Raw genomic sequence first — 22447 nt, 5'->3', positions numbered from 1 at the left:
CGACGGCTGTGCGACGTGGGCCCCATGATCGGGTTGAAGCGAGCCGATGAAGCACGCCGTCGTGAGCCTCGCGGCGCCGGTCGGGGTTCATGGACATTGCTCCCCGCGCCAGATCGAGCCCAGCTCGTGCACCGCGAGTGAGTGGAGGCGTACCCGGCCGTCGACGACCAGCTCGATGCCGTCTCCCGCCATGCCGCCGAAGTCGACGTTGAGGCTGCGGTAGAGCTCGCCGTCGTTCCCGAAGACCTCGAGCTGGCCACGGTCGACGAGCAGGCGAATCCTGACTCGACCGTCCACGGGCGAGAGCGGGACGCCGTCGAGCGTCTGGCTGGTTGTGTCGTACCGGACCTCGTACCCCGACCCAGGCCCGCCGGTGCGCAGCCGAAAGCCGAAGCGGGACTCGGGAAAGCCGGAGACGTCGAACTCGGCGTCGATCTCGTAGGTGTCCGCGCGGACGTCGGCGAGGAGCCGGGCGGCCTCTCGCTCGTCCAGCACACCTTCCGGCCAGGTGCGGCGGGAGACACGGAGCTTCTCGATCTCGCGCACCGGTGTGGCGACGACCCGTGGACCGTCATCGAACGACGTGAGCCGAAGCTCGACCGGAAAGGTCAGGTTGCCGGTCCAGACGGAGCCACGATTGCCCGGCTGCCAGGCCATGGAGACGACCCGGTTGTCGGGCATGTTGGCGAAGGTCAGCCCGGCATAGTACGAGCCGTCGAAGGCAGCCGGGCCCTGGTTGATCCGCTTCGGGCTGGCCCAGTCGGACGTGAACGTCGCCCCGTCGAAGTCGCCGACCACGTACTCCCCGCTGGCGGCGTGCAGCATCCACCGGATGGCTGACGGGTCACCGTCCAGCGGCATCGCGACGAGGTTGGGACACTCGAACAGCCAGTCCGCCTGGTAGCGGGAGGCGAACGTCCAGTCCAGGAGGTTGCGCGAGGTGTAGAAGTTCACGCCGTTGCCGCCCTCATCGGACCAGACGACCATGCCCCAAGCTCCGGCGGGCTCGTTCCGGAACACCATGGGATCCCGGCTCGTCCCCGCCGGGACGACGACCGGCCGGCCTTCGTCGTAGGCCTCGAACGTGTACCCGCCGTCGAGGGAGTAGAAGACTGTCACGCCGTTCGTACCGGAGTAGACCAGGATCGGGTCGTGCTCGCCGTGTCTGAGCCGGCTCACGTTGGCGGTGTCGACCACGCCCCCACCTGAGAACAGGTCACCGGGGTGAACGCCGGGTTGAAGCGCGACGGGTTGCTGCGTCCAGTGCACGAGGTCCTCGCTCGTGGCGTGTCCCCAGTGCATGGTGCCCCAGGCCAGCCCGTGCGGGTTGTGCTGGAAGTACAGGTGGTAGACGCCGCGGTAATACAGCGGGGCGTTGACGTCGTTGATCCATCCCCCGCGCGCGCTGAAGTGGAACTGCCCCCGGTTGTCCTCCTGGTAGTCAGTGTCCGGGTAGGGGAACTCCGGATAGTCCTCCCGCCGACAGGCCGCGTTCGCTGGGGCCACCACACCTCCCACACTCCTCGGTCGGGCCGACGCGATCGGCAGCGCGAAGGGCGAAGGTCGGTCAGCGTCCTCGCGCGGCCGGCGCCCAGCCTTCCACGTCACGACGGAACGCCGGCACGGTTGCCCCGCGCGTGCGGCGGCCGGAACGCGTGAAGCGAGGGAAGACCGTAGCCCTCGAAGTCGAACATGGTGAGGTTGTCGTTGGGGGTGCCGGCGCCCGGCTCCCAGCCCACCCCGGGCAGCCACCCCGGCTCGAAGTCGAAGAAGCCGAGGCCGCGCCCCCGCGGTACGCCGAGCAGGATCTCGCGCAACGCCTCGAAGTAGCCGGCCTGCCCCTGCGGAGTGGGCGGATAGGTCGCCTCGTCCGGCAGCGGCACCTCACCGGTGTAGAAGTTCGTCAGCTCGTCACCGTTCTCCGTCGTCCAAGGGTAGGCGGTCTCGACGACCACGATGTCCTTGTCGTAGCGGGCGGCGAGGTCGTGCAGGTTCGACTGGAGAGCGACCAGCGGCCCATGCCAGATCGGGTAGTAGGAGAGCCCGATGATGTCGAACGGCACGCCGAACTCGACCATGTGGTCGAAGAACCACCGCGCGCCGCCGTTGTCACCGCCCCGGTCGATGTGCAGCATGACCCGCGGCCGGTGGGCTCTGGGCGCCCCTTCCCGGGCGCCGGTGATACCGGCCTTGAGCAGGGTCGTGAACGCCGACCACTGCGGAGGCCGCCCGTCGGTCGGATACAGCTCGCCGACCGGGTGGAGCATGCCCGAGGTGATCTCGTTGCCGATCTGGATCATGTCGACCGGCGTCCGCTGTCTGACGAACGCGGCGACCACCTCGCGGGTGTACCGGCGGACGGTCTCGGCGAGCGTCGGCAGGTCCTGTCCGCGCCACGCGACGGGAGTCGGCTGCTTCCCTGGGTCGGCCCAGAAGTCGCTGTAGTGCAGGTTGAGCAGGATGCGTAGGCCGGCCCGGTGGGCCCGGCGGCCGAGCTCGAGCGCCGAGTCCAGGTCGCTGTAGCCCGGAGGCGGGTCCGTCCACACCCGCAGCCGCACATGGGTGCCGCCGTAGGCGCGGAGGATCCTCTCGATGGGCCGAACCCGCCCGTGCAGGTCACGCACCTGGTTGCCGACCGCCTCCTCCTGCAGGGTGAAGGAGATGTCGGCTCCCCGCACGCTCAGCCCTCTAGGCTGAGCGCCGGCGTGCGCGGTGCCGGTCCCGGCGCCCGCCAGCGGTAACGCCGTGGCGGCCGCCAGCACCAGGCGCCGGCTGGGCCGGGACAGCTCCTGCCGCTCACTCGACGACCACGACTCCATGACACCGTCCCCGACTGGGCACGCACGGTCGTGATCACGCTAGCCACGTGAGCCGCGCCGTTGAAGGCGCGGCGAGTGCCACCCTCGGACGCCGTCGAGCCCGACGAGGCACGAGGATCATCGTGACCAGAACGTGACTCGAGGATTCGGAGACTCAAGCAACCGGCGACCGCCCAGCGGCATCTATCGAGTGACGCACCACGACTGACAGAGGGGGAAGTTCATGCGCGCTCGTCTGTTGGCCGCGATGATCGCGGTCGGCGTGACGGTCGCCGGCGGCGTCGCCTTCGCGCGGGGCCTGCCACCGTTCACCACGTCCCAGAGTGCCACCTGGGCGGTCAGCACCGACGGGGAACGGCAGGCGACGCCGACGATCGAGCCGCCGAGGCCGACGCATCGGCCCACACTGACCCTGGCCCCTCTGCCGACCGACATCCCGACGCCGACGGTTCGGCCGATGACGCCGACACCCCCTCAGCGGACACCCACCCCGACGACGACCGCACCCGCCCCGGAGACACCTGCCCCGACTCCCACCGCCACCACACAGCCCCTGCCGCCGGCCGTCATGAAGCTCGAGGACCGGGGCACCCAGGTGCGGGAGCTGGAGGCGCGGCTGGCTCAGCTCGGGCTGCTCTCCACCGAGTGGGTCGACGGCTACTTCGGCACCGCCACCCGGAAGGCCGTCACGAGCTTGCAGGCCCGTCACGACCTCCGACAGCTCGGCTTCGTGGACGCCGCCACCTGGCGGGTTCTCAAGGACAAGACCCGCGAGCCGACGCGCGATGAGATGTATCCGCCGAAGCCCACGTCCGCGCCGAACCAGCCCGGCACGCTCGACCCCCGGTGCACGACCGGCCGAGCCATCTGCGTCGACAAGTCGACCCGCACGCTGCGCTGGGTGGTGGACGGCAAGGTTCGGTTGACGATGGACGCGCGGTTCGGCTGCAAGTCCTCGCCCACGCGAGAGGGCCTGTTCCGGGTCAACGCTAAGGTGCGTCACGGCTACTCGAAGTTCTACAACACGCGGATGCCCTTCTCCCTGTTCTTCAGCGGGCACCAGGCCGTCCACTACTCCGACGACTTCGCCGCCCGCGGCTACAACGGCTGCTCCCACGGCTGCGTCAACATCCGTGACTGGAACAAGCTGGAGAAGCTGTTCAACGAAGCGAAAGTCGGCGACAAGGTCGTCGTGTACTGGTCCTGAATCCCCTTCCCCCTCGCCGGTGGCCGACCGCCTCACCAGCACACGATCGTCTCGCCGGTGAGGCGGTCGGACTCCGGGCCGGCGAGGAACAGCACGATGGACGCCATGTCCTCTGGCTGGGCGACGCGCCGCAGCCGGGACGCGTCGTCGTGCGCCGGGACGCTGCGGGTGGCGAGGAAGCGACCCGTGTACGTCGGCGCCGGCGCGAGGCAGTTGACGTTGACCTCGTACGGCCGCAGCTCCTCCGCCAGGCACCGGGTGTAGTGCGCGATCGCGGCCTTGGCCGCCGCGTAGACGACGCCCTCACGGGCGGGCAGGTGGCCGGCGACCGAGCCGATGTTGACGATCTTGCCGGCCCGCCGTTCGCGCATGTGCTGTCCGACGTACTTGCACGCATACATCGTGGTGAGCAGGTTGCGCTCGAGGACGGAGCGGATGTCGTCCGGCTCGATGTCGAGGGCGGTGTTCGGGGTCGGTCGAGGGGTGCGGGCGCCGATGTCCCCGCCCGCGTTGTTGACGAGGATGTCGATCCGACCGAAGTCAGCGACGACCTGCTGTACCAGACCGGCGGTCTGGCGCGGGTCGGTGAGGTCGGCCGGATAGAACGCGGACCGCCGTCCGAAGGATCGGATCTCGTCGGCGACCGCCTCTCCGGACTTGGCCTCACCGAACTCAGCCGCCGAGTCCGACCGAAGGTCGTGGATGACGACGTCCGCGCCCGCCTGGGCGAGGTGGTGCGCGTAGTGGCGGCCGAGGCCCCGGCTCGACCCCGTGACGAGGGCGACCTTGCCGGAAAGGTCCGCCATCACCGAGGCTCCGTTCGGTCAGGCCGCTCGCCCTGCTTCCCTCGCTCGGCGGCGAGCGCGTGCACGTACGCGACACTCTGGAGGAGCTGCCGCTCCTCGTAGGCCGCGATGACCTCCGGCGGCTCGCCCCGCTCGTAGGGGGTCCGCCAGTCACCGCCGCCACGCGCGTTCTGGTGGACCACCCGCAGCGCCTCGACGAGCTGCGCCGCCGTGCGGGGCGGGTAGTCCGGCCAGAAGTCAGCGGCGAACACCCGGATGTGGCGCGCCTCCAGCGCGCCGAGCTCGATCGCCATGGTCACCCCGGGCACGGCCTGGTCGAGGATGTCGAGCAGGGCCGGGAAATCGGTCAACCCTTGGCCGAGAGGACACCGCACGAGCCGGTACCCCTCTTCACTCAGCCACACCCAGTAGTCCTTGAGGTGGACGTTCTTGACGTACGGCGCGACGCGGCGGAAGTACTCGACCGGCTCCTCGGCGGTGGCCAGGGGATTTCCGCTGTCGAGGTTGATGCCGAAGAACGGCGACCCGATCGACTCACACAGCCACAGCAGCTCCTCGGACGCGAGGTCCTGGTGGTTCTCGACCGCGAGCGTGACGCCGGCCCGCTCGGCGTACTCGACCGCCTTCCGTAGCTTCGCCAGAACCTCGTCAAGGAAGGCTTGCCATCGGCCGGCCAACGGCCGCCGGTCGCCGCCGATCTTGGCGCCCCCCACGACAGTCCGCACGGTCGCCGCCCCGACCCGGCGGGCGAGGTCGATGACTCGGGCGAGCGCGTCGGGGTCGTAGCCGCCGGTGTCGACGGTGATGAACAAGCCTCGCTCAGCGGCGTACCGACGGAGCTCGTCGACGTCCCCGGCCTCGACCATGGTCGCTGGTAGCTCCACACCGGCGAGGCCGTACCCGATCGCCTGGTCCATCACGTCACGCGCGGTGACCTGCGGGCGGCCGGCCTCCGGCCGCAGGCCCATGCTGTACGTGGTGCCGTAGACCGACAGACCGACCCGCATCGTCGAGCCCGTCACTGCGCCGTCCACCCGCCGTCGACGACCAACGCGGCCCCCGTCATGAAGCTGGAGGCGTCGGAGGCGAGGAAGATCGCCGCGCCGCCGATCTCGTTGGGATCGCCCCACCGGCCGAGCGGGATGCGGTCGACGAAGTACTTGTTCGTCTCTGGGTTCTCCAGGACGGGGATGTTCAGGTCGGTGGCGAACGGTCCGGGGCACAAGGCGTTGACGGTGATGCCGTGGCTCGCCCACTCCAGGGCCAGGACCTTGGTGAGCTGGATGACGCCCGCCTTGCTGGAGCAGTACGCGCTCCGGTCGGGCAGCGCGGTCATCCCGAGCATGGAACCGACGTTGATGACCCGTCCGTAGCGGCGCGCCTTCATGTGGGGGGCGACCGCCCGCGCGCACAGGTACGGCGCCTTGAGGTTGGTGGCCTGCACGAGGTCCCAGCTGTCCTCGTCGAAGTCCTCGATCGGCTTGCGGATGTTGACGCCGGCGTTGTTGATCAGGATGTCGACCTGGCCGAACCGATCCAGCACCGTCGCCACCATGCGCTCGACGTCGTCGACGCGGGTGACGTCGGCGCCGACGCCGAGCGTTTGGCGTCCGGTCTCTTTCCCGATCTCGGTGGCGGCCTGCTCTGCTTGAGCCTGCTGCCTGCTCACGACCGCCACGTCGGCGCCCGCGCCGGCCAACGCGCGGGCCATCACCCGCCCGAGGCCCCGGTTGCCGCCGGTCACGACGGCGACCCGCCCGTCGAGCCTGAACACCTCCAACCCCATCGCGGCAACCCTCCCTCTCGGCCGGTCCGCTCGCTCGGCCGGTCCGCTCGCTCGGACAGCACCGCACGCCGCGACAGCGGCTCGCGTCTCGGCGGTTCAACGTACGCCAGGACCTTCCACGAGGGGACCCGCAAGTCCGGGAGCGGAAGCCGTCGTACCCGGCCGACGCCGGTCAGGGGCCGCTCCCGGGTCCAACCGCGCGTCGGGAGTCGACCTGTGACGCAAACAACGACCACACGTAGTACTACGACCTGTAGAATTACGACTGCTTGTAGTACTACGGGAGTCGTCGTGCGCTCCGGGGAGGCCTCGGGATGGACCCACTCGACATCGCGCGGTGGCAGTTCGGGATCACCACCGTCTACCACTTCCTCTTCGTCCCCCTGACGATCGGCCTGTCCGCTCTCGTCGCCGGTCTCGAGACCGCGTGGATCCGTACCGGCAAGGTCGCCTACCTGCGGGCCACGAAGTTCTGGGGGAAGCTCTTCCTCATCAACTTCGCGATGGGCGTCGTCACCGGGATCGTCCAGGAGTTCCAGTTCGGCATGAACTGGTCGGAGTACTCCCGGTTCGTCGGCGACATCTTCGGCGCACCCCTTGCGATCGAGGGACTGCTCGCCTTCTTCATGGAGTCGACGTTCCTCGGCCTGTGGATCTTCGGGTGGGACAAGCTGCCGAAGAAGCTCCACGCCGCGTGCATGTGGATGGTCGCGCTGGGCACGACGCTCTCGGCGTACTTCATCCTCGCGGCCAACTCCTGGATGCAGCACCCGGTCGGCTACCGCATCAACGAGGCCACCGGCCGCGCCGAGCTCACCGACTTCGTGGCGGTGCTGACCAACTCGACGATGCTCACCACGTTCCCGCACACCATCGCGGCGTCCTACCTCACCGCGGGGCTGTTCATCGTCGGGATCAGCGCCTGGCACCTCGCCCGCGGCAAGCACGTCGAGGTCTTCCGGCCGTCGCTGAAGATGGCCCTGGTCGTCACGCTCATCGCCTCCCTCGGCGTGGCGGTGAGCGGTGACCTCCAGGGCAAGCTCATGACCGAGCAGCAGCCGATGAAGATGGCGGCGGCTGAGGCCCTGTACGAGACCGAGCAGCCCGCGGCGTTCTCCCTGTTCACCGTCGGCACGCTCGACGGCAGCGAGGAGGTCTTCAGCGTCCGGGTGCCGAAGGTGCTCTCCTTCCTCGCCACCGGCGACTTCGACGGCAAGGTCGAAGGCATCAACGACCTCCAAGCCGCCGCGCAGGAAACGTACGGTCCCGGCGACTACCGCCCGATCATCCCGGTCACGTACTGGACGTTCCGGCTCATGGTCGGCATCGGCTTCCTCACCGCCGGCCTCGCGCTCGTCGGCCTGTGGCTGATCCGACGGGGACGGCTGCCCAAGAACCGCTGGGTCTGGAGGATCGGTGTCCTCTCGCTGGCCCTGCCGTTCATCGCCAACTCCGTCGGCTGGATCTTCACCGAGATGGGCCGCCAGCCCTGGGCCGTCTACGGCGTGCTGAAGACCTCGGCCAGCCTCTCCCCCGGCGTCACCGCCGCCTCCATGCTCATCTCCCTCATCGCGCTGACCGTCCTGTACGGCGTGCTCGCGGTCATCGAGGCGGGCCTCATGGTCCGGTTCGCCAAGCAAGGCCCCCCGACGGAGGCGGAGGTCCTGCCGGACTCCGACACCGCCAAGGACGACTCCGACCGCGCCCTCACGTTCGCCTACTAAGGAAGGTGCCGACCCATGGAGCTCACCACTGTCTGGTTCGTCATCATCGCCTTCCTCTGGATCGGCTACTTCTTCCTCGAGGGGTTCGACTTCGGCGTCGGCATCCTCCTCCCGGTCCTCGGCCGCGACGACACCGAGCGGCGAGTGCTGATCAACACGATCGGGCCAGTCTGGGACGGCAACGAGGTCTGGCTCCTCGTCGCCGGAGGCGCCACGTTCGCCGCGTTCCCCGAGTGGTACGCCACCCTCTTCAGCGGCTTCTACCTGCCCCTGCTGGCGATCCTGCTCGCGCTCATCGTGCGGGGCGTCGCGTTCGAGTACCGCGGGAAGAAGGACGACGTTCGCTGGCGGCGCCGGTGGGACCAGGCCATCTTCTGGGGCAGCCTCGTTCCCGCCGTCCTGTGGGGCGTGGCGTTCGCCAACATCGTCCGCGGCGTCCCGCTCGACGACAACCACGAGTACGCCGGTTCCCTGCTCGACCTGGTGAACCCCTACGCCCTGCTCGGCGGGCTCGTCACACTGGCCCTGTTCGTGCTGCACGGCGCGGTGTTCCTGGCCCTGAAGACGACCGGTGAGGTGCGGGAGCGGGCCAGCCGGGTCGCGTCGGTGGTGGTCGCCGCCGCGATCGCCGCGGGCGGTCTCTTCCTCCTCCTCACCCAGCTCCAGTACGGCAAGCCGGTGACCTGGCTCACCGTCGCCGTCGCGGCGGCCGGGCTCGTCGGCGCGGCCCTCGCCAACACCCGAGGCCGCGAGGGCTGGGCGTTCATCGGCACCGGTACCGCCATCGTCGCCGCCGTCGTCACGCTTTTCCTCGCGCTGTACCCGAACGTGATGCCGTCGACCATCCCCGGGAACAGCCTCACCACGACGAACGCCGCGGCGACGCCCTACACGCTGACGATCATGACGGTCGTCGCGGTCATCTTCACGCCCCTGGTCCTGCTCTACCAGGGCTGGACGTACTGGGTCTTCCGGAAGCGGATCGGCGTCGCCCACATCCCTCAGGAGCCCACGCAGTCGACCCCGAGCCGTGAGCTGGTGTCATGAAACCACTCGACCCCCGCTTGCTGAGGTACGCCCGGACCACCCGGGGCTACCTTCTCCTCTCCGTCCTCCTCGGCAGCGCCACCGCCGGGCTGGTCATCGCGCAAGCGACCCTGCTCGCGGACACGGTGAGCCGGGCGTACCTCGGCGGGGCCTCCCTCGACACCCTGCGGACACCTTTCCTGCTGCTCCTCGGTGTGGTGGCCGCTCGGGCGTTCGTCGCGTGGCTGCAGGAGGTGGCGGCGCACCGCTCGTCGGCGGCGGTGAAGTCCCAGCTTCGGGAACGCCTCCTCGAGCACGCGATGCGGCTCGGCCCGCGCTGGCTCGTCGGCGAGCGCAGCGGTGAGCTGGCGACCCTCGCGACCCGCGGTGTGGACGCGCTGGACGGCTACTTCTCCCGCTACCTGCCGCAGCTGGTGCTCGCGGTGATCGTGCCGGCCGCCGTGGGCTTCCGCATCCTGCTCGACGACTGGCTGTCGGCCCTCACCATCGCGCTGACCCTGCCGCTCATCCCGATCTTCGCGATCCTCGTCGGCATCACCACCCGCTGGAAGATGGATCGCCAGTGGCGGACGTTGTCCAAGCTCGCCGGGCACTTCCTCGACGTCGTGGCCGGTTTGCCGACCCTGAAGGTCTTCGGCCGTGCGAAGGCCCAGGCGCGGACCATTCGCGAGGTCACCGACAGCTACCGCAAGGCGACCATGTCCACCCTGCGGGTCGCCTTCCTCTCCGCGCTCGTCCTCGAGCTGCTGTCGACGATCTCGGTCGCCCTCGTCGCGGTCTCCATCGGCTTGCGCCTGCTCCACGGCGCCGTGGACCTCAGGACCGCTCTGCTCATCCTCGTCCTCGCGCCCGAGGCGTACCTCCCGCTGCGTCAGGTCGGCGCGCAGTACCACGCGAGCGTCGAGGGCCTCACCGCCGCCGAGCGGGTCTTCGAGGTCATCGAGACACCGACCCCGGCGCCTGGCACACGCACCGACGTCCCGGACCTCGCGCGGGCCACCCTTCGCCTGGAGTCGGTGACCGTCACCTACGAAGGCCGGGAGACACCGGCCCTGGAGAACTTCTCCCTCACCGTGCATCCCGGCGAGACCGTCGCGCTCGTCGGCCCCAGCGGCTCCGGCAAGTCCACCGTGCTGGCTCTTCTCCTCGGGTTCGTCCGGCCGACCAGCGGGCACGTGCTCGCCGACTGGGTGGACATCGCCGAGTTCGACCCCGACGTGTGGCGGTCGCGTATCGCCTGGGTCCCCCAGCGCCCCTACCTGTTCGCCGGCACGGTGGCCGACAACATTCGCCTGGGGCGGCCAGACGCCACCGACGACGAGGTGCGCCGTGCCGCCGAGGCGGCCAACGCGCTGGCGTTCGTCGAGGCGCTGCCCCAAGGCTTCGCGACCCGGCTCGGTGACCGAGGAGCCGGGCTCTCCGCGGGACAGCGACAGCGGATCGCGCTCGCACGCGCCTTCCTCCGCGACGCCCCGCTGCTGCTGTTGGACGAGCCGACGTCGAACCTCGACCAGGACAGTGAGGCAGCCGTCACCGAGGCCGTCGCTCGCTTGGCGGCGGGCCGGACCGTCCTCCTCGTCGCGCATCGACCCGCGCTCGTCGCGCTGGCCAACCGGGTGGTGCGCCTGGAGCCTGTGGGGGTGGCGTCATGACCCCGATCGTGCGGATCCTCCGGCTGGTCCGGGTACCTCGGGCCCGGCTCGCGCTCGCGGTGGGGCTCGGCGCCCTCGCGCTGGGGTCAGGCGTCGGACTCATGGCGACGTCGGCCTGGCTGATCTCGCGCGCCGCCCAGCACCCGCCAGTGCTCCTGCTCATGGTCGCCATCGTGGCTGTCCGGGCGTTCGGCATCGCCCGAGGCGTCTTCCGGTACCTCGAACGCCTCGTGAGCCACGACGCGACGTTCCGGATCCTCGCCGACCTCCGGGCCACGGTCTACCAGCGTCTGGAACGGCTCGCACCGACCGGGCTGCCGGTGTTCCGCTCCGGCGACCTGCTGGGACGGTTCGTCGCCGACGTCGACGCCATCCAAGACCTCTACCTGCGGACCCTGCTGCCCTACGCGGTCGCCGCGATCGTCGGTGGCGCGTCGGTCGGTCTGGCCTGGGCGCTGCTGCCCGAGGCGGGTGTGATCCTGCTCGTCGCCCTCCTCGTCGCCGGCGTCCTCGCGCCATGGGTGTCCGCCGCCGTGGCCAAGAGCGCCGAGCGGCGCATGGCCGACCTGCGCGGCGAGCTGACCGCGCACGTCGTCGACACCTTGCACGGCGCGCCTGAGCTGATCGCCTACGGCGTCGCGGCGACCCGGCTGACCGAGGCGGCTCGGCTGGACCGCTCCCTGACCCGGGCATCGGCACGGTCAGCGCTCACCGCCGGCCTCGGCGCCGCGTTGACCACCCTGGCCGGCGGTCTGGCCGTGTGGGGCGGGCTCGCCGTCGGGGTCCCAGCAGTCCGGTCCGGGCGACTCGACGGTGTCCTGCTCGCGGTCGTGGTCCTCCTCCCGCTGGCGGTCTCGGAGGTGATGGCCGGCCTCCCCCTCGCCGCCCAGGCCATCGAGCGGACCCGGCGGTCGGCGAGCCGCATCGACGCCGTCCTCGAGCTTCCTGAGCCGGTCCAGGAGCCGACCCAGCCCGCCGCGCTTCCCGACGCGCCCTACGTGCTCACCATCGAGGACCTGCGTGCCCGCTGGACGCCGGACGGTCCGGACGTCCTCGACGGGGTGTCGCTCACCCTGGAGCCGGGACGTCGCTACGCGGTGGTCGGGCCAAGCGGCTCCGGCAAGTCAACGTTGACAGCGGTCCTGCTCCGGTTCCTCGAGCCTTCGAGCGGAACGGTGACGTTGAACGGTGTCGACCTGCGGACCCTGCGCGGGGAGGACGTGCGAAAGGTCGTGGGGCTGTGCGCGCAGGACGCGCACCTGTTCGACACGACGATCGGGGAGAACATTCGTCTCGCTCGCCGCTCCGCGACCGACGACGAGCTCCGCGACGCGCTCCGTCGGGCTCGCCTGCTGGAATGGGTGGAATCCCTACCCCACGGGCTGGACACACCCGTCGGCGAGCACGGAAGCCAGGTCTCCGGTGGGCAGCGGCAACGGATCGCGCTCGCGCGCGCCCTGCTCGCGGATTTCCCGATCCTGCTCCTCGACGAGCCCGCCGCGCACCTGGACGTGGCGAACGCCGACCAGCTCACCGCCGACCTGCTGGACGCCACCGTCGGCCGGACGACGCTGCTGGTCACCCACCGACTGGCCGGGTTGGAGAACGTGGACGAGATCCTGGTCCTCGACGCCGGACGCGTGGTCGAGCGGGGCAGTCACGCCGAGCTCATGGCGCGGCCGACCCTGTACCGGTCGTGGTGGGAAGCCGAACGACTCCAGGACCGCGTCCTCGCGATCCCCGCCGACCACGGTGTCCCACGCTCGACGTGACCGCGCCGACAACCCCCACGCGCTGACCACCTTGGAGGAGAGATGAACGACGCGGCGGCCGCACTCGCGACTGCGACCACCTTCGTGTGGCTGGGCATGGTCCTGGCGATCTCCTTCATGGAGGCGCCGCTGAAGTTCCGCGCCCCAGGCATCACGCTTCGCCTCGGCCTGGGCATCGGACGCATCGTCTTCCGGGCGCTCAACACCGCCGAGATCGCCCTCGCCCTCCTCCTGCTGATCGGCGTCGCGTTGGGAGACGTCTCCGGCGTCACGACCGCGCTGACAGCGGCTGTGGTAGGGCTCCTCGCCGTCCAGCTCCTCGGCGTTCGTCCGCCCCTCAACCGTCGGTCGGACCGCGTGCTCGCGGGCGAGGACCACCTTCCCCGCTCCCGGATGCACCACGTGTACGTCGCGCTGGAGTCGGTGAAGGTCCTCGTCCTGGTGGCGCTCGGCATCTCGCTCTTCGCCACCTGACTCCCGTACCCAACCCGTCGCTGGTGCCCCTCCCCAACCGCGCCTGGCACGACCGCTGTCGTGCCAGGCGCGGTCGTCGTTCCGGCGGGTTTGCGGCGCCTCTGACGCGAGCAGCAGATACGGCAGAGGAGGGGTGGTGGGATGCCGGAAAACCCGTACCGTCCGATGACTCCGGAGCTCGCGAGCCGGCGCGCGGAGCTCGCACCAGAGCCCCATCGAGCCTTCGAGGAGCTGGGGCGGGCCGTCTTCGCCGACGGCGCGCTGCCGACCAAGACCAAGCAGCTCATCGCCGTCGCGGCCGCGCACGTCACCCAGTGTCCGACCTGCATCGACGGTCACACGAAACTCGCTCGTCGCGCCGGAGCCAGCCCCGAAGAGATCATGGAAGCGATCTGGGTGGCGATCGAGATGCGTGCGGGCGCCGCCTACGCCCACTCCGCGATCGCCATGCACGCGCTCGCCGAGACGTCTCCCTCGGGGGACGATGGATGAGCGTCGTCGACGACCTCACCCGGTTCGTCCTGGCCACCTCGTTCGACGACCTCTCGTCGCGCGCCGTCGACCAGCTGAAGATCCGCGTCCTGGACTCGCTCGGCTGCGCCATCGGCGCTGTCGACGCCACGCCGGTCCGGCTCGTCTACGACGCCATCGCCGAGTTCGGCGGGAACCCGCTGTGCACCGTGTTGGGCCTCGGTCGCTCGGCGCCGGACCGGGCCGCGCTCGCCAACGGGTTCCTCGTTCGCTACCTCGACTTCAACGACAGCTACCTCGCGCCGGGTGAGACCTGCCACCCAAGCGACAACCTCGCCGCCGTCCTCGCCGGATGGGAGTGCGGGGACGGCGACGGACCCGCCCTGCTCACCGCTCTCGCCGTCGCCTACCAGGTGCAGTGCCGGTTGGCCGACGAAGCGCCGGTGCGGGCCCGAGGTTTCGACCACGTCACCCACCTCACGTTCTCGGCCGCCGCGGGCGTGGCCAAGGCACTCGGGCTCGACCTGGAACAAACGGCCAACGCGATCGCCATCGCGGGAACCGCCTTCCACGCCTTGCGGGTGACCCGTACCGGCCGGCTCTCCCACTGGAAAGGGCTCGCCGCGCCACAGGCGACCGCGGCCGCGACGTGGGCGGCCTTCCTCGCCCGGCGAGGCATCACCGGCCCGGCGGAGGTGTTCGAGGGAGCGAAAGGCTTCATGGACACCATCAGCGGGCGGTTCACCATCCAGTGGGCCGACGAGAAGCCGGACAGGGTCGAACGCACCGTCCTCAAGCGCTACAACGCCGAGGTCCACTCGCAATCGGCGATCGAGGCCCTGCTCGAGCTTCGTGAGCGGGACGGCTTCACCGGTTCCGACGTCGAGCGGATCGAGCTCGAGACCTTCGACGTGGCCTACGACATCATCGGCGGCGGCGCCGAGGGCGACAAGACACGAGTCCGGACCAAGGAGGAGGCCGACCACTCGCTGCCCTACCTGCTCGCGGTGGCCGCCCTGGACGGTCAGGTCCTCCCCGCTCAGTACGCTCCCGAGCGCATCGCCGCCGACGACGTCCAACAGCTGCTGCGGCGCGTCCACATCCACCCGGCCGACGATCTGTCCCACCTGTTTCCCGACCACCATGCCTGTCGGTTGACGGTCCGCCTGCGCGACGGCCGCTCTCTCACCGCGGACAAGCGGGACTACGAGGGATTCCACACCCGCCCGATGAGCTGGGACACCGTGACGGAGAAGTTCACCCGGCTCGCCGAGCCGGTGCTCGGACAGCCGGCCACCGCGGATGTCGCCGAACGGGTCCGTCAGCTCGACGACGCGTCCCGAGCCGACGTGACCAGCCTGCTGGCCGACCTGAACGGGGCGATCGCCCGTCATCTCGGAAGGGAGGACCGGCCATGACCAAGGACGAGCGGGTGTTCACCGGCATCCGTCGCAACCAGCGCGAGTCCAAACCGCGTTCGCGGGGTCTGACCGAAATCCGTGGGCCGTACTACAGCGTCATGGGGCCCCGCTACCTGGCGGACGTCCTGGAGACGATGGGCGAGTACGTCGACATCCTCAAGTTCGCCGGCGGCTCGTTCAGCCTCATGCCCCGCTCTGCTCTGCGATCCCTCATCGACCTCGCCCACCGCTACGACGTGCGGGTCTCCACCGGCGGCTTCCTCGAGTACGTCGTCACCCAAGGGCCTGCCGCCGTGGACGACTACCTGCGCGAATGCCGCGACCTCGGGTTCGACATCGTGGAGGTGTCGAACGGCTTCGTCATGATGTCGCCGGACGACCTGGTCCGGCTCGCCGACCGGGTCCGCGAGATGGGCCTGGAGGCGAAGCCCGAGGTCGGGATCCAGTTCGGCGCCGGCGGAACCACGACCGCAGAAGCGCTCGAGGCGGAGGGCACGCGCGACGTGACCGCGGCGATCGCGCTCATCCGCCGCCACCTGGAGGCCGGCGCGCACCTGGTCATGATCGAGTCCGAGGGCATCACCGAGAGCGTGCGGACCTGGCGCACCGACGTGGTCGCGCGAATCGCCAGCGAGATCGGGATCGAGCACGTGATGTTCGAAGCCGCTGACCCGGAGGTGTTCGCCTGGTACGTCAAGAGCTACGGTCCCGAGGTCAACTTGTTCATCGACCACAGCCAGATCGTGCAGCTGGAGAGCATGCGCGCGGGCATCTGGGGCACCGCCAGCACGTGGGGTCGTGTGCTCACCTACAAGGGCTGAGCGCTCAGGCTGTCGACCTCCGGGCTCGGGGACGTGTGAAAGGTGACGCCGGACCACAGACGGTCAGCTGCGGAGACGGAAGCGGGCCAAGGTCGGGCCCCACAAGACCGTCACGACGAGCGCGGAGAGCGCGGAGAGGCAGCCGAACAACGCGACGGGAGCGACGTGGGTGGTGTAGTCCGGAAGGAGGACCATCCCCACGTTGACGAACGCGTGGACGATCACCGCCACGACGACGGATCGCCCGGCGTTGACGTAGAGCCACACGATGAGCACGCGAAGGGCGACCGTGCCGAGGAACCACCAAGCGATCCAGACGAACGACCGGTCCGCCTGGACCAACGGCAGCACGTGCCAGATCGCCCAGAACGCGCCGATGAACAGGCCCGCGACGAGTGCACCCCACCGGGCCCGCATCGGCTCCACGGCGTAGCCCATCCAGCCCGTTTCCTCGCCGACGGCGCTGACGAGGAACAGCACGAGAAGCAGAGGCAGCGCGGCGATCGAGCCGCGCTCTCCATCCGCGCTGCCAGTAAGCCGCAAACACCAGTCGACGGCGGCGACGATCACCGGGATCGTCAGGAACGTGGGGAAATACCACGTTCTGGGCCGAACTGTTCGGGGATCCACCGCTCGCCTGAGCAGGTGACGGATCTCACCGGCCGAGCCCTGCCGCCACAGCATGATCCACGCGGCGAGAAACGGGCAGGCGAACATGAGAGCACTCACCGGAAGGTCCATCGGGGTGCCCTCTGGACTCTCCACGAACAACCCGAGGACCCAGAGAGGAACCGAGAGGAGGACGACGAGGACGAAGAACGGCAGGACCGGTCTCGACGTGACCGCGACGTCCGCACGTTCCGCCTCTTCCACACGGCTCCTCATGGTGCGTAGCTCCTCCAACCGGCGGCGGCGCGCTGTTGCCGCCACTGCGAGGACCCTAGCTCGCTCGGCCTGGGCCCGGATCGGTGGCTCGTGAGCCTCGACCCGCGAGGGTGCCGTTCACGGCCAAGCCGGTTCCTCTCGGGAGTGGGAGCGCGGAACCGGAACTACACTCCGGCTGCGGCGGTCGACGGGCGCCGAGTCGTGCAGCCGATGCAGACCCGGCCGCCGTCCGGCGGCGTGGAGGGAGACACCGTGCTCGAGCTCGACATCGAGGGTCCGCTCTTCTACGACAAGGTGTACGGGTGCTGGCTGGGGAAGAACGCCGGCGGCACGCTCGGAACCCCGCTGGAGAAGACGTTCGGCGAGCCCGAGCCGTTCGACGTGTGGTGGTACCCGAAGCTCGCCGAGGGCGGTGGCGGTCTCCCCAACGACGATCTCGAGATCCAGCTCGCCTGGCTGAAAGCCCTCGAGGAGGTCGGCCCTCACCTGTCCGCGCGCGACTTGGCCAGGTACTGGCTCGACCACGTGGGCTACAACTTCGACGAGTACGGCCTGTCCAAGACGAACCTGCGGCTGGGTCTCGAACCGCCGATCAGCGGCCACTACAACAACTGGTTCAAAGACTGCATGGGCTGCCCGATCCGCTCGGAGATCTGGGCGTGCGTGGCTCCCGCAGCCCCGCGGGTGGCGGCTCGGTACGCCTACCAGGACGCGATCTGCGACCACGCCGGTGGTGAGTCGGTCTACGGCGAGCTGTTCAACGTCGCGGTGGAGTCGGCGGCCTTCGTCGTCAGCGACCGGCGCGCGCTCGTCGACATCGGCCTGTCGTACGTCCCCGACGACAGCAAGACCGCGGCCGCCATCCGCGCCGTGCTCGCTGCCCACGACGAGGGTCTGGACTGGAAGGCGGCTCGACGGCGGGTGCTGGAGACCACGCCTCACTACAACGCGCAGTACTCCCCCATCAACCTCGGCTTCCAGGTCATCGGCCTGCTCTACGGCGAGGACTTCGGCGACGGCATCTGCAAGACGGTCAACTGCGGCTACGACACCGACTCCTCGGGCGCCGCGATCGGCAGCTACCTCGGCATCCTCGCCGGACGCTCCGGCCTGCCCGCGAAGTGGATCGAGCCGCTCGGCGACACCATCGCGACCAACGAATCCTGGGGTGGCGTGCGGCACCTCTCCGACGGCGACAACCCGATCCCGGCCAACCTGGACGAGCTCGTCACCCGGATCCGACGCGTCGCCCGCACCGTGCTCTCCACCCATGGCGCCCTCGACGCAGACGGCGTCGTGCGTGTCTCCGAGACGGACCTCTACGCCGACGACGAGGTGCGCGCGCTGCGCGACTCCAGCCCGACGCTGGTGAGCTTCCCCTCACCCGACCTGCACGTGGGGGTCGACTACGTCGACACGCCAGCGGTCGCACCCGACACCACCAAGACCATCGTCACCACGCTGACGAACCCGCACCCCGACCCGATCGTCGCGACCTGTGCGGTGACCGTGCCGACAGGGTGGGAGGCTCCAGCCGCGCAAGAGGTGGAGGTTCCCGCGCGTGGCCGCACCGAGCTCACCTGGCGGATCGACATACCCGGACGCGCTCTCCTCCACAACAGCAACCGCTGCTTCGTCGCGGTGTCGCCACGCGGACGCCCCGCGCAGCCGGCCGTTCCGCTCGTCCTCGTCGGCGCCGCGGCCATCCGCGTGAGCGGCCCGTACGACCGGAACGGTCGGAGCGACACCGAGCTGCTCGACACTGCTTTCCCGCCCGAGCAGCGGACCGGCGCGCTCGAGGAGCCGGACAGCCGTGGCGGCGAGTGGCGAGAGCTGTCGGCGCACGACAACGCCCTCCCCCTCGACGAGGTCTTCGACGGACCCGGCGTGCTCTACGTGCAGAGCTTCATCCACGCGCCGGAGGCGCAGCGCGTGTGGCTCGCGGTCGACGCGAACTGCCCCGTGCGGTTCTGGGTGAACGACGACCACGTGGCCACCGCCGAGCGGTACCAACCCATCCGACCCAACTACGGCGGGCGCGCCGACTCGGCGAGCTCGGTGACGTTGCGCGCCGGCTGGAACGAGCTGCTCGTCAAGCTCGTTCGGAACGCCGACGCGCCGGCGGCGCAGTGCCACGTCCTGATCTCCAGTGACGACCGGTTCCGTGACGGCCAACCGCACCTCGGCCGGACTCGCTTCCCCTGGGACTGAGTGGCACTCCCCTGGGACTCAGTGACACGTTCACGACGGCGCTCGACACCAAGACGCGAGGAAGGAAGTTGATGCCTGATCAGTCCTCGTCACGTCGCCCCAACATCGTCTTCATCATGTCCGACGACCACGCGGCGCACGCGATCAGCGCGTACGGGAGCCGGGTGAACGAGACGCCCCACATCGACCGCCTCGCCCGCGAGGGCATGCGCCTGGACAACGTCTTCTGCCAGAACGCGCTGTGCGCGCCGAGCCGGGCGACGATCCTCACGGGGACGCACAGCCACGTCAACGGCGTGCGGACACTCTCCACGTACTTCGACAACCGTCAACCGACCTTTGTCGGGCTGCTGCGGGACGCTGGTTACCAGACCGCCATCGTGGGCAAGTGGCACCTCGGTCACGGCCCGGACCACGACCCGCGCGGCTTCGACCACTGGGTCGTCCTGCCAGACCAAGGTGACTACCACAACCCGACGTTCTTCGATAACGGGGTCGAGCGTCGCTTCGACGGCTACGCCACGGACATCATCACCGACCTCTCGCTGTCCTGGCTGGACAGCCGGGACCGGACCCGACCGTTCTGCTTGCTCGTCCACCACAAGGCTCCGCATCGCCCGTGGGAGCCGGATGAGAAACACATGCACCTCTATGCGGACACCGACATCCCGCTGCCGGAGACCTTCCACGACGACTACGCCAACCGCTCGGAGGCCGCCAAAGCCGCGTTGATGAGGGTCGCGCGGGACCTCACACCCACCGACCTGAAGGAGCCGGTCCCGCCTGGCCTCACGCCCGAGGAGGAGGCCTACTGGAAGTACCAGCGGTATATGAAGGACTACCTGCGCTGCGTGGCGAGCGTGGATGACAACGTCGGGCGGGTGCTGGACTACCTCGACGCCGAAGGGCTCCGCGACGACACGATCGTCGTCTACACCTCCGACCAGGGCTTCTTCCTCGGCGACCACGGGTGGTACGACAAGCGGTTCATGTACGAGGAGTCGCTGCGCATGCCGTTCCTCGTCCGGTATCCGCGGGAGGTCCCCGCCGGCTCGGTGTCGACGGCGATGATCTCGAACGTCGACTTCGCCCAGACGTTCTTGGACTTCGCTGGTGTTCCGGCGCACCCGCGCATGCAGGGCAGGAGCTTCCGACCGGTCCTGCGCGGCGTCACGCCGGACGACTGGCCACAGCGGATCTACTACCGCTACTGGGAGCACGGCGACGGCAGCCACAACGTGCGCGCCCACTACGGCATTCGAACGCCTCGTTACAAGCTCATCTACTACTACAACGACGGCCTCGGCCTCCCCGGCACGTCATCGGAGCGCTACGAGCCGGAGTGGGAGCTGTTCGACCTCCAGACCGACCCGAAGGAGATGCGAAGCGTCTACGACGACCCTGCCTACGCGTCGGTCCGTGCCGAGCTCACTGCCGAGCTGGCTCGGCTGCAGAAAGAGATCGGCGACCCGCCGTACACTCCGAGCGACGAGGTGGACACCGAACGGTGAGCCCGGCTCGATTGGTCCGGTGAGCCGCCCTCGGATTGGCCCGGGCGTGAGCGCGCTGCGGCCGTACGATCGAAGCCCATGAGACACCTCAACCTCGCCCAGGACGTCGAGGTGAGCGCGATCGCGCTCGGCACGATGTTCTTCGGCTCAACGGTTGACGAGAGCACGTCGTTCACCATCCTTGACCGCTACCTCGAACGCGGCGGGAACTTCCTCGACACCGCGAACTGCTACCAGTTCTGGGAGAAGGACGGTCGGGGCGACGAGAGCGAGACCTTGCTCGGTCGCTGGTTCCGTGAGCGTGGCACCCGCGACTCCGTCATCCTCGCGACCAAGGTCGGGGCCCGTCCCGACGGGGATCCCAAAGACTTCCCCAACAACGCCGAAGGCCTCTCGGAGAAGGTCATTCGCGCCCAGATCGACGAGAGCCTGCGCCGACTCGGCACCGACCACGTCGACCTCTACTACGCGCACATCGAGGACCGTCGCACACCTTTGGAGGAGCAGGTCGGCGCCTTCGCCAAGGTGGTCGCCGACGGCAAGGTGCGGTTGCTCGGCGTCAGTAATCACCCGGCGTGGCGAATCGAGCGAGCCCGGCAGATCTGCCAGGCCAACGGCTGGCCCGCCTACACGGTCATCCAGCAGCGCCACTCCTACCTGCGTCCCAAGCCGGACGCCGATCTCGGCGCGCAGCTACCGGTCACACCCGAGCTGCAGGACTACGTGCGCTCGACTCCCGAGCTGCGCCTCATCGCGTACTCGCCGCTGCTGGGCGGCGCCTACAGCGGCCGCGCGGACAAGCCGCTCACCGAGGCCTACCAGACCGTCGACACCCAGCGTCGCCTGGACGCCCTCCACGAGGTGGCGAAGGAGACGGGCGCGACGGCGAACCAGGTCGTGCTGGCGTGGATGCTCCACAGCGACCCCGTCGTCATCCCGTTGATCGGTGCCAGCTCGGTCACCCAGCTCGACGAGGCGCTCGACGCCGCTGACCTGAAGCTGACCGAGGACCAGATGCGTCGGCTCAACGAAGCCGGCGAGTAAGCCGGGTCGTCGCGGAGCGGAAGGAACCAGACGCGGGGTGGCGGGCGGTGAGACCCGCCGCCCCGCTCACGTCGTCACCTCACCCGCGCACCGGGCCCTGGGCGCTCCGTCGACGGGCTCGGGCATCCTCGTGGCCAGGTAGAGGTAGTAGTCCCACACTCGGCCCTCGCGGCGAACCGTTCGAGACAGCTCCTCACACGCGCCGAACACGTTCGTCAGCGTCTCTCGCAACGGCCCGGAGCGGTCGGCCGACCACACGCCGAGGACGCCACCGCACCGCAGCGTTCGCGCGCACGCGGCGAGGAACGGGCGCTCGTACACCTGCTGGTTCGCGGTGTGGACCAGGAACTCCGGCCCGTTGTCGACGTCGAGCAGGACCGCGTCCACACTCGTGTCCTCGAGGGTGGAGACGAAGGCGCGGATGTCAGCGACGTGGACGCGAACCCTCGGGTCGTCCAGCGCGCCTCGTGTCTCCGGCACGAGCCCGGCCCGAACCCAGTCCACGACGACGCGGGCCAGCTCGACCACCTCGACCCGCCGCACTCGCTCGTCGGACAGGACAGCGCGGGTGGTGAACCCCAGACCCAGCCCTCCGACCACCACGACGAGGTCGTCGTCGTGGAGCCGCCGCAGTGCCTCCGACGCCAGGAGCCGCTCGGTGGACGTCTCGACGGTATCCATGACGAACGTCCCGTTGACGATCAGCTCGTAGACGTCGGCCCCGACGTCGTTGGTCCGTCGACGCAACGCGACCTGACCCTGCGGCCCTTCGTCGTACGCGATCGTCTCCAGCACA

Annotated in this window: 19 protein-coding genes; 12 read left to right on the top strand and 7 right to left on the bottom strand. The window is 69.6% G+C overall.

Annotation, left to right across the window (positions count from 1 at the left end):
• Nucleotides 1-87: 87 nt before the first annotated feature.
• On the bottom strand, nucleotides 88-1506 hold the full coding sequence (locus DFJ64_RS13295) for a glycoside hydrolase family 32 protein (protein WP_211310613.1): 1419 nt from the start codon (nucleotides 1504-1506) through the stop codon (nucleotides 88-90).
• Nucleotides 1507-1604: 98 nt separating this feature from the next.
• Entirely contained in the window at nucleotides 1605-2819 is a 1215-nt protein-coding gene (locus DFJ64_RS13290; protein WP_115850737.1) for a glycoside hydrolase family 53 protein, read from the bottom strand.
• A 223-nt stretch (nucleotides 2820-3042) separates the two neighbouring features.
• Between DFJ64_RS13290 and DFJ64_RS19945 the strand changes: the two genes are divergently transcribed.
• Nucleotides 3043-4026, top strand: coding sequence for a L,D-transpeptidase family protein (locus tag DFJ64_RS19945; RefSeq protein WP_245941115.1), 984 nt, complete (start codon nucleotides 3043-3045; stop codon nucleotides 4024-4026).
• Nucleotides 4027-4058: 32 nt separating this feature from the next.
• Here DFJ64_RS19945 and DFJ64_RS13280 read toward each other — a convergent pair whose 3' ends face one another.
• From DFJ64_RS13280 to DFJ64_RS13270, 3 genes are read right to left on the bottom strand one after another with little or no spacing between them, the layout of a single operon-like run.
• On the bottom strand, nucleotides 4059-4832 hold the full coding sequence (locus DFJ64_RS13280) for an SDR family NAD(P)-dependent oxidoreductase (protein ID WP_115850736.1): 774 nt from the start codon (nucleotides 4830-4832) through the stop codon (nucleotides 4059-4061).
• On the bottom strand, nucleotides 4832-5854 hold the full coding sequence (locus DFJ64_RS13275; RefSeq protein ID WP_245941114.1) for a sugar phosphate isomerase/epimerase family protein: 1023 nt from the start codon (nucleotides 5852-5854) through the stop codon (nucleotides 4832-4834). Before DFJ64_RS13275 ends, DFJ64_RS13280 begins: the two co-directional genes overlap by 1 nt.
• Nucleotides 5851-6618 carry an SDR family NAD(P)-dependent oxidoreductase gene (locus tag DFJ64_RS13270; RefSeq protein ID WP_115850735.1) on the bottom strand — a complete coding sequence of 256 codons (768 nt, stop codon included), beginning with the start codon at nucleotides 6616-6618 and terminating at the stop codon, nucleotides 5851-5853. The genes DFJ64_RS13275 and DFJ64_RS13270 overlap by 4 nt, the downstream gene beginning before the upstream one ends.
• A gap of 314 nt (nucleotides 6619-6932) precedes the next feature.
• On the opposite strand from DFJ64_RS13270, the gene DFJ64_RS13265 reads away from it, so the two are divergent.
• The 8 genes from DFJ64_RS13265 (at nucleotide 6933) to DFJ64_RS13235 (ending at nucleotide 16000) form a co-directional block, all read left to right on the top strand.
• Nucleotides 6933-8342, top strand: coding sequence for a cytochrome ubiquinol oxidase subunit I (locus DFJ64_RS13265; protein WP_115850734.1), 1410 nt, complete (start codon nucleotides 6933-6935; stop codon nucleotides 8340-8342).
• Nucleotides 8343-8357: 15 nt separating this feature from the next.
• On the top strand, nucleotides 8358-9389 hold the full coding sequence (gene cydB / locus DFJ64_RS13260; RefSeq protein ID WP_115850733.1) for a cytochrome d ubiquinol oxidase subunit II: 1032 nt from the start codon (nucleotides 8358-8360) through the stop codon (nucleotides 9387-9389).
• Entirely contained in the window at nucleotides 9386-11041 is a 1656-nt protein-coding gene (cydD, locus tag DFJ64_RS19730) for a thiol reductant ABC exporter subunit CydD (protein ID WP_211310612.1), read from the top strand. The genes cydB and cydD overlap by 4 nt, the downstream gene beginning before the upstream one ends.
• A complete protein-coding gene (gene cydC / locus DFJ64_RS19725) occupies nucleotides 11038-12813 on the top strand; it encodes a thiol reductant ABC exporter subunit CydC (RefSeq protein ID WP_211310611.1) in 1776 nt (591 codons plus the stop codon). Before cydD ends, cydC begins: the two co-directional genes overlap by 4 nt.
• A gap of 42 nt (nucleotides 12814-12855) precedes the next feature.
• Nucleotides 12856-13287: a hypothetical protein gene (locus tag DFJ64_RS13250; protein WP_115850732.1), complete on the top strand. Its 432-nt coding sequence runs from the start codon at nucleotides 12856-12858 to the stop codon at nucleotides 13285-13287.
• 141 nt (nucleotides 13288-13428) lie between these two features.
• Nucleotides 13429-13779 (top strand): carboxymuconolactone decarboxylase family protein, encoded by a 351-nt coding sequence (locus DFJ64_RS13245; RefSeq protein ID WP_115850731.1) that lies wholly within the window; start codon nucleotides 13429-13431, stop codon nucleotides 13777-13779.
• Nucleotides 13776-15176 (top strand): MmgE/PrpD family protein, encoded by a 1401-nt coding sequence (locus DFJ64_RS13240; protein WP_115850730.1) that lies wholly within the window; start codon nucleotides 13776-13778, stop codon nucleotides 15174-15176. The genes DFJ64_RS13245 and DFJ64_RS13240 overlap by 4 nt, the downstream gene beginning before the upstream one ends.
• A complete protein-coding gene (locus DFJ64_RS13235) occupies nucleotides 15173-16000 on the top strand; it encodes a phosphosulfolactate synthase (RefSeq protein ID WP_115850729.1) in 828 nt (275 codons plus the stop codon). The genes DFJ64_RS13240 and DFJ64_RS13235 overlap by 4 nt, the downstream gene beginning before the upstream one ends.
• A gap of 63 nt (nucleotides 16001-16063) precedes the next feature.
• On the opposite strand, the gene DFJ64_RS13230 is transcribed toward DFJ64_RS13235, so the two are convergent.
• Complete coding sequence (locus DFJ64_RS13230; RefSeq protein WP_115850728.1) at nucleotides 16064-16885, bottom strand: CPBP family intramembrane glutamic endopeptidase; 822 nt, start codon at nucleotides 16883-16885, stop codon at nucleotides 16064-16066.
• Between the two features lie 252 nt (nucleotides 16886-17137).
• On the opposite strand from DFJ64_RS13230, the gene DFJ64_RS13225 reads away from it, so the two are divergent.
• The 3 genes from DFJ64_RS13225 to DFJ64_RS13215 all read left to right on the top strand — a co-directional run bounded on the left by DFJ64_RS13225 (nucleotide 17138) and on the right by DFJ64_RS13215 (nucleotide 21651).
• Entirely contained in the window at nucleotides 17138-19096 is a 1959-nt protein-coding gene (locus DFJ64_RS13225; RefSeq protein WP_170152610.1) for an ADP-ribosylglycohydrolase family protein, read from the top strand.
• A gap of 71 nt (nucleotides 19097-19167) precedes the next feature.
• Nucleotides 19168-20607 (top strand): sulfatase family protein, encoded by a 1440-nt coding sequence (locus DFJ64_RS13220; RefSeq protein ID WP_115850726.1) that lies wholly within the window; start codon nucleotides 19168-19170, stop codon nucleotides 20605-20607.
• A gap of 78 nt (nucleotides 20608-20685) precedes the next feature.
• Nucleotides 20686-21651, top strand: a complete 966-nt coding sequence (locus DFJ64_RS13215) for an aldo/keto reductase (RefSeq protein WP_245941113.1) — start codon at nucleotides 20686-20688, stop codon at nucleotides 21649-21651.
• A gap of 66 nt (nucleotides 21652-21717) precedes the next feature.
• Here the strand turns inward: DFJ64_RS13215 and DFJ64_RS13210 are convergent, their stop codons facing one another.
• Nucleotides 21718-22446, bottom strand: coding sequence for a spermine/spermidine synthase domain-containing protein (locus tag DFJ64_RS13210; RefSeq protein WP_170152609.1), 729 nt, complete (start codon nucleotides 22444-22446; stop codon nucleotides 21718-21720).
• Between the last annotated feature and the right edge of the window lies 1 nt (nucleotide 22447).

This window comes from Thermasporomyces composti (assembly GCF_003386795.1).
Lineage (GTDB): Bacteria > Actinomycetota > Actinomycetes > Propionibacteriales > Actinopolymorphaceae > Thermasporomyces > Thermasporomyces composti.
The sequence above is the reverse complement of the archived record's forward strand: the minus strand, read 5'-3'. Positions and strand labels throughout refer to the sequence as shown.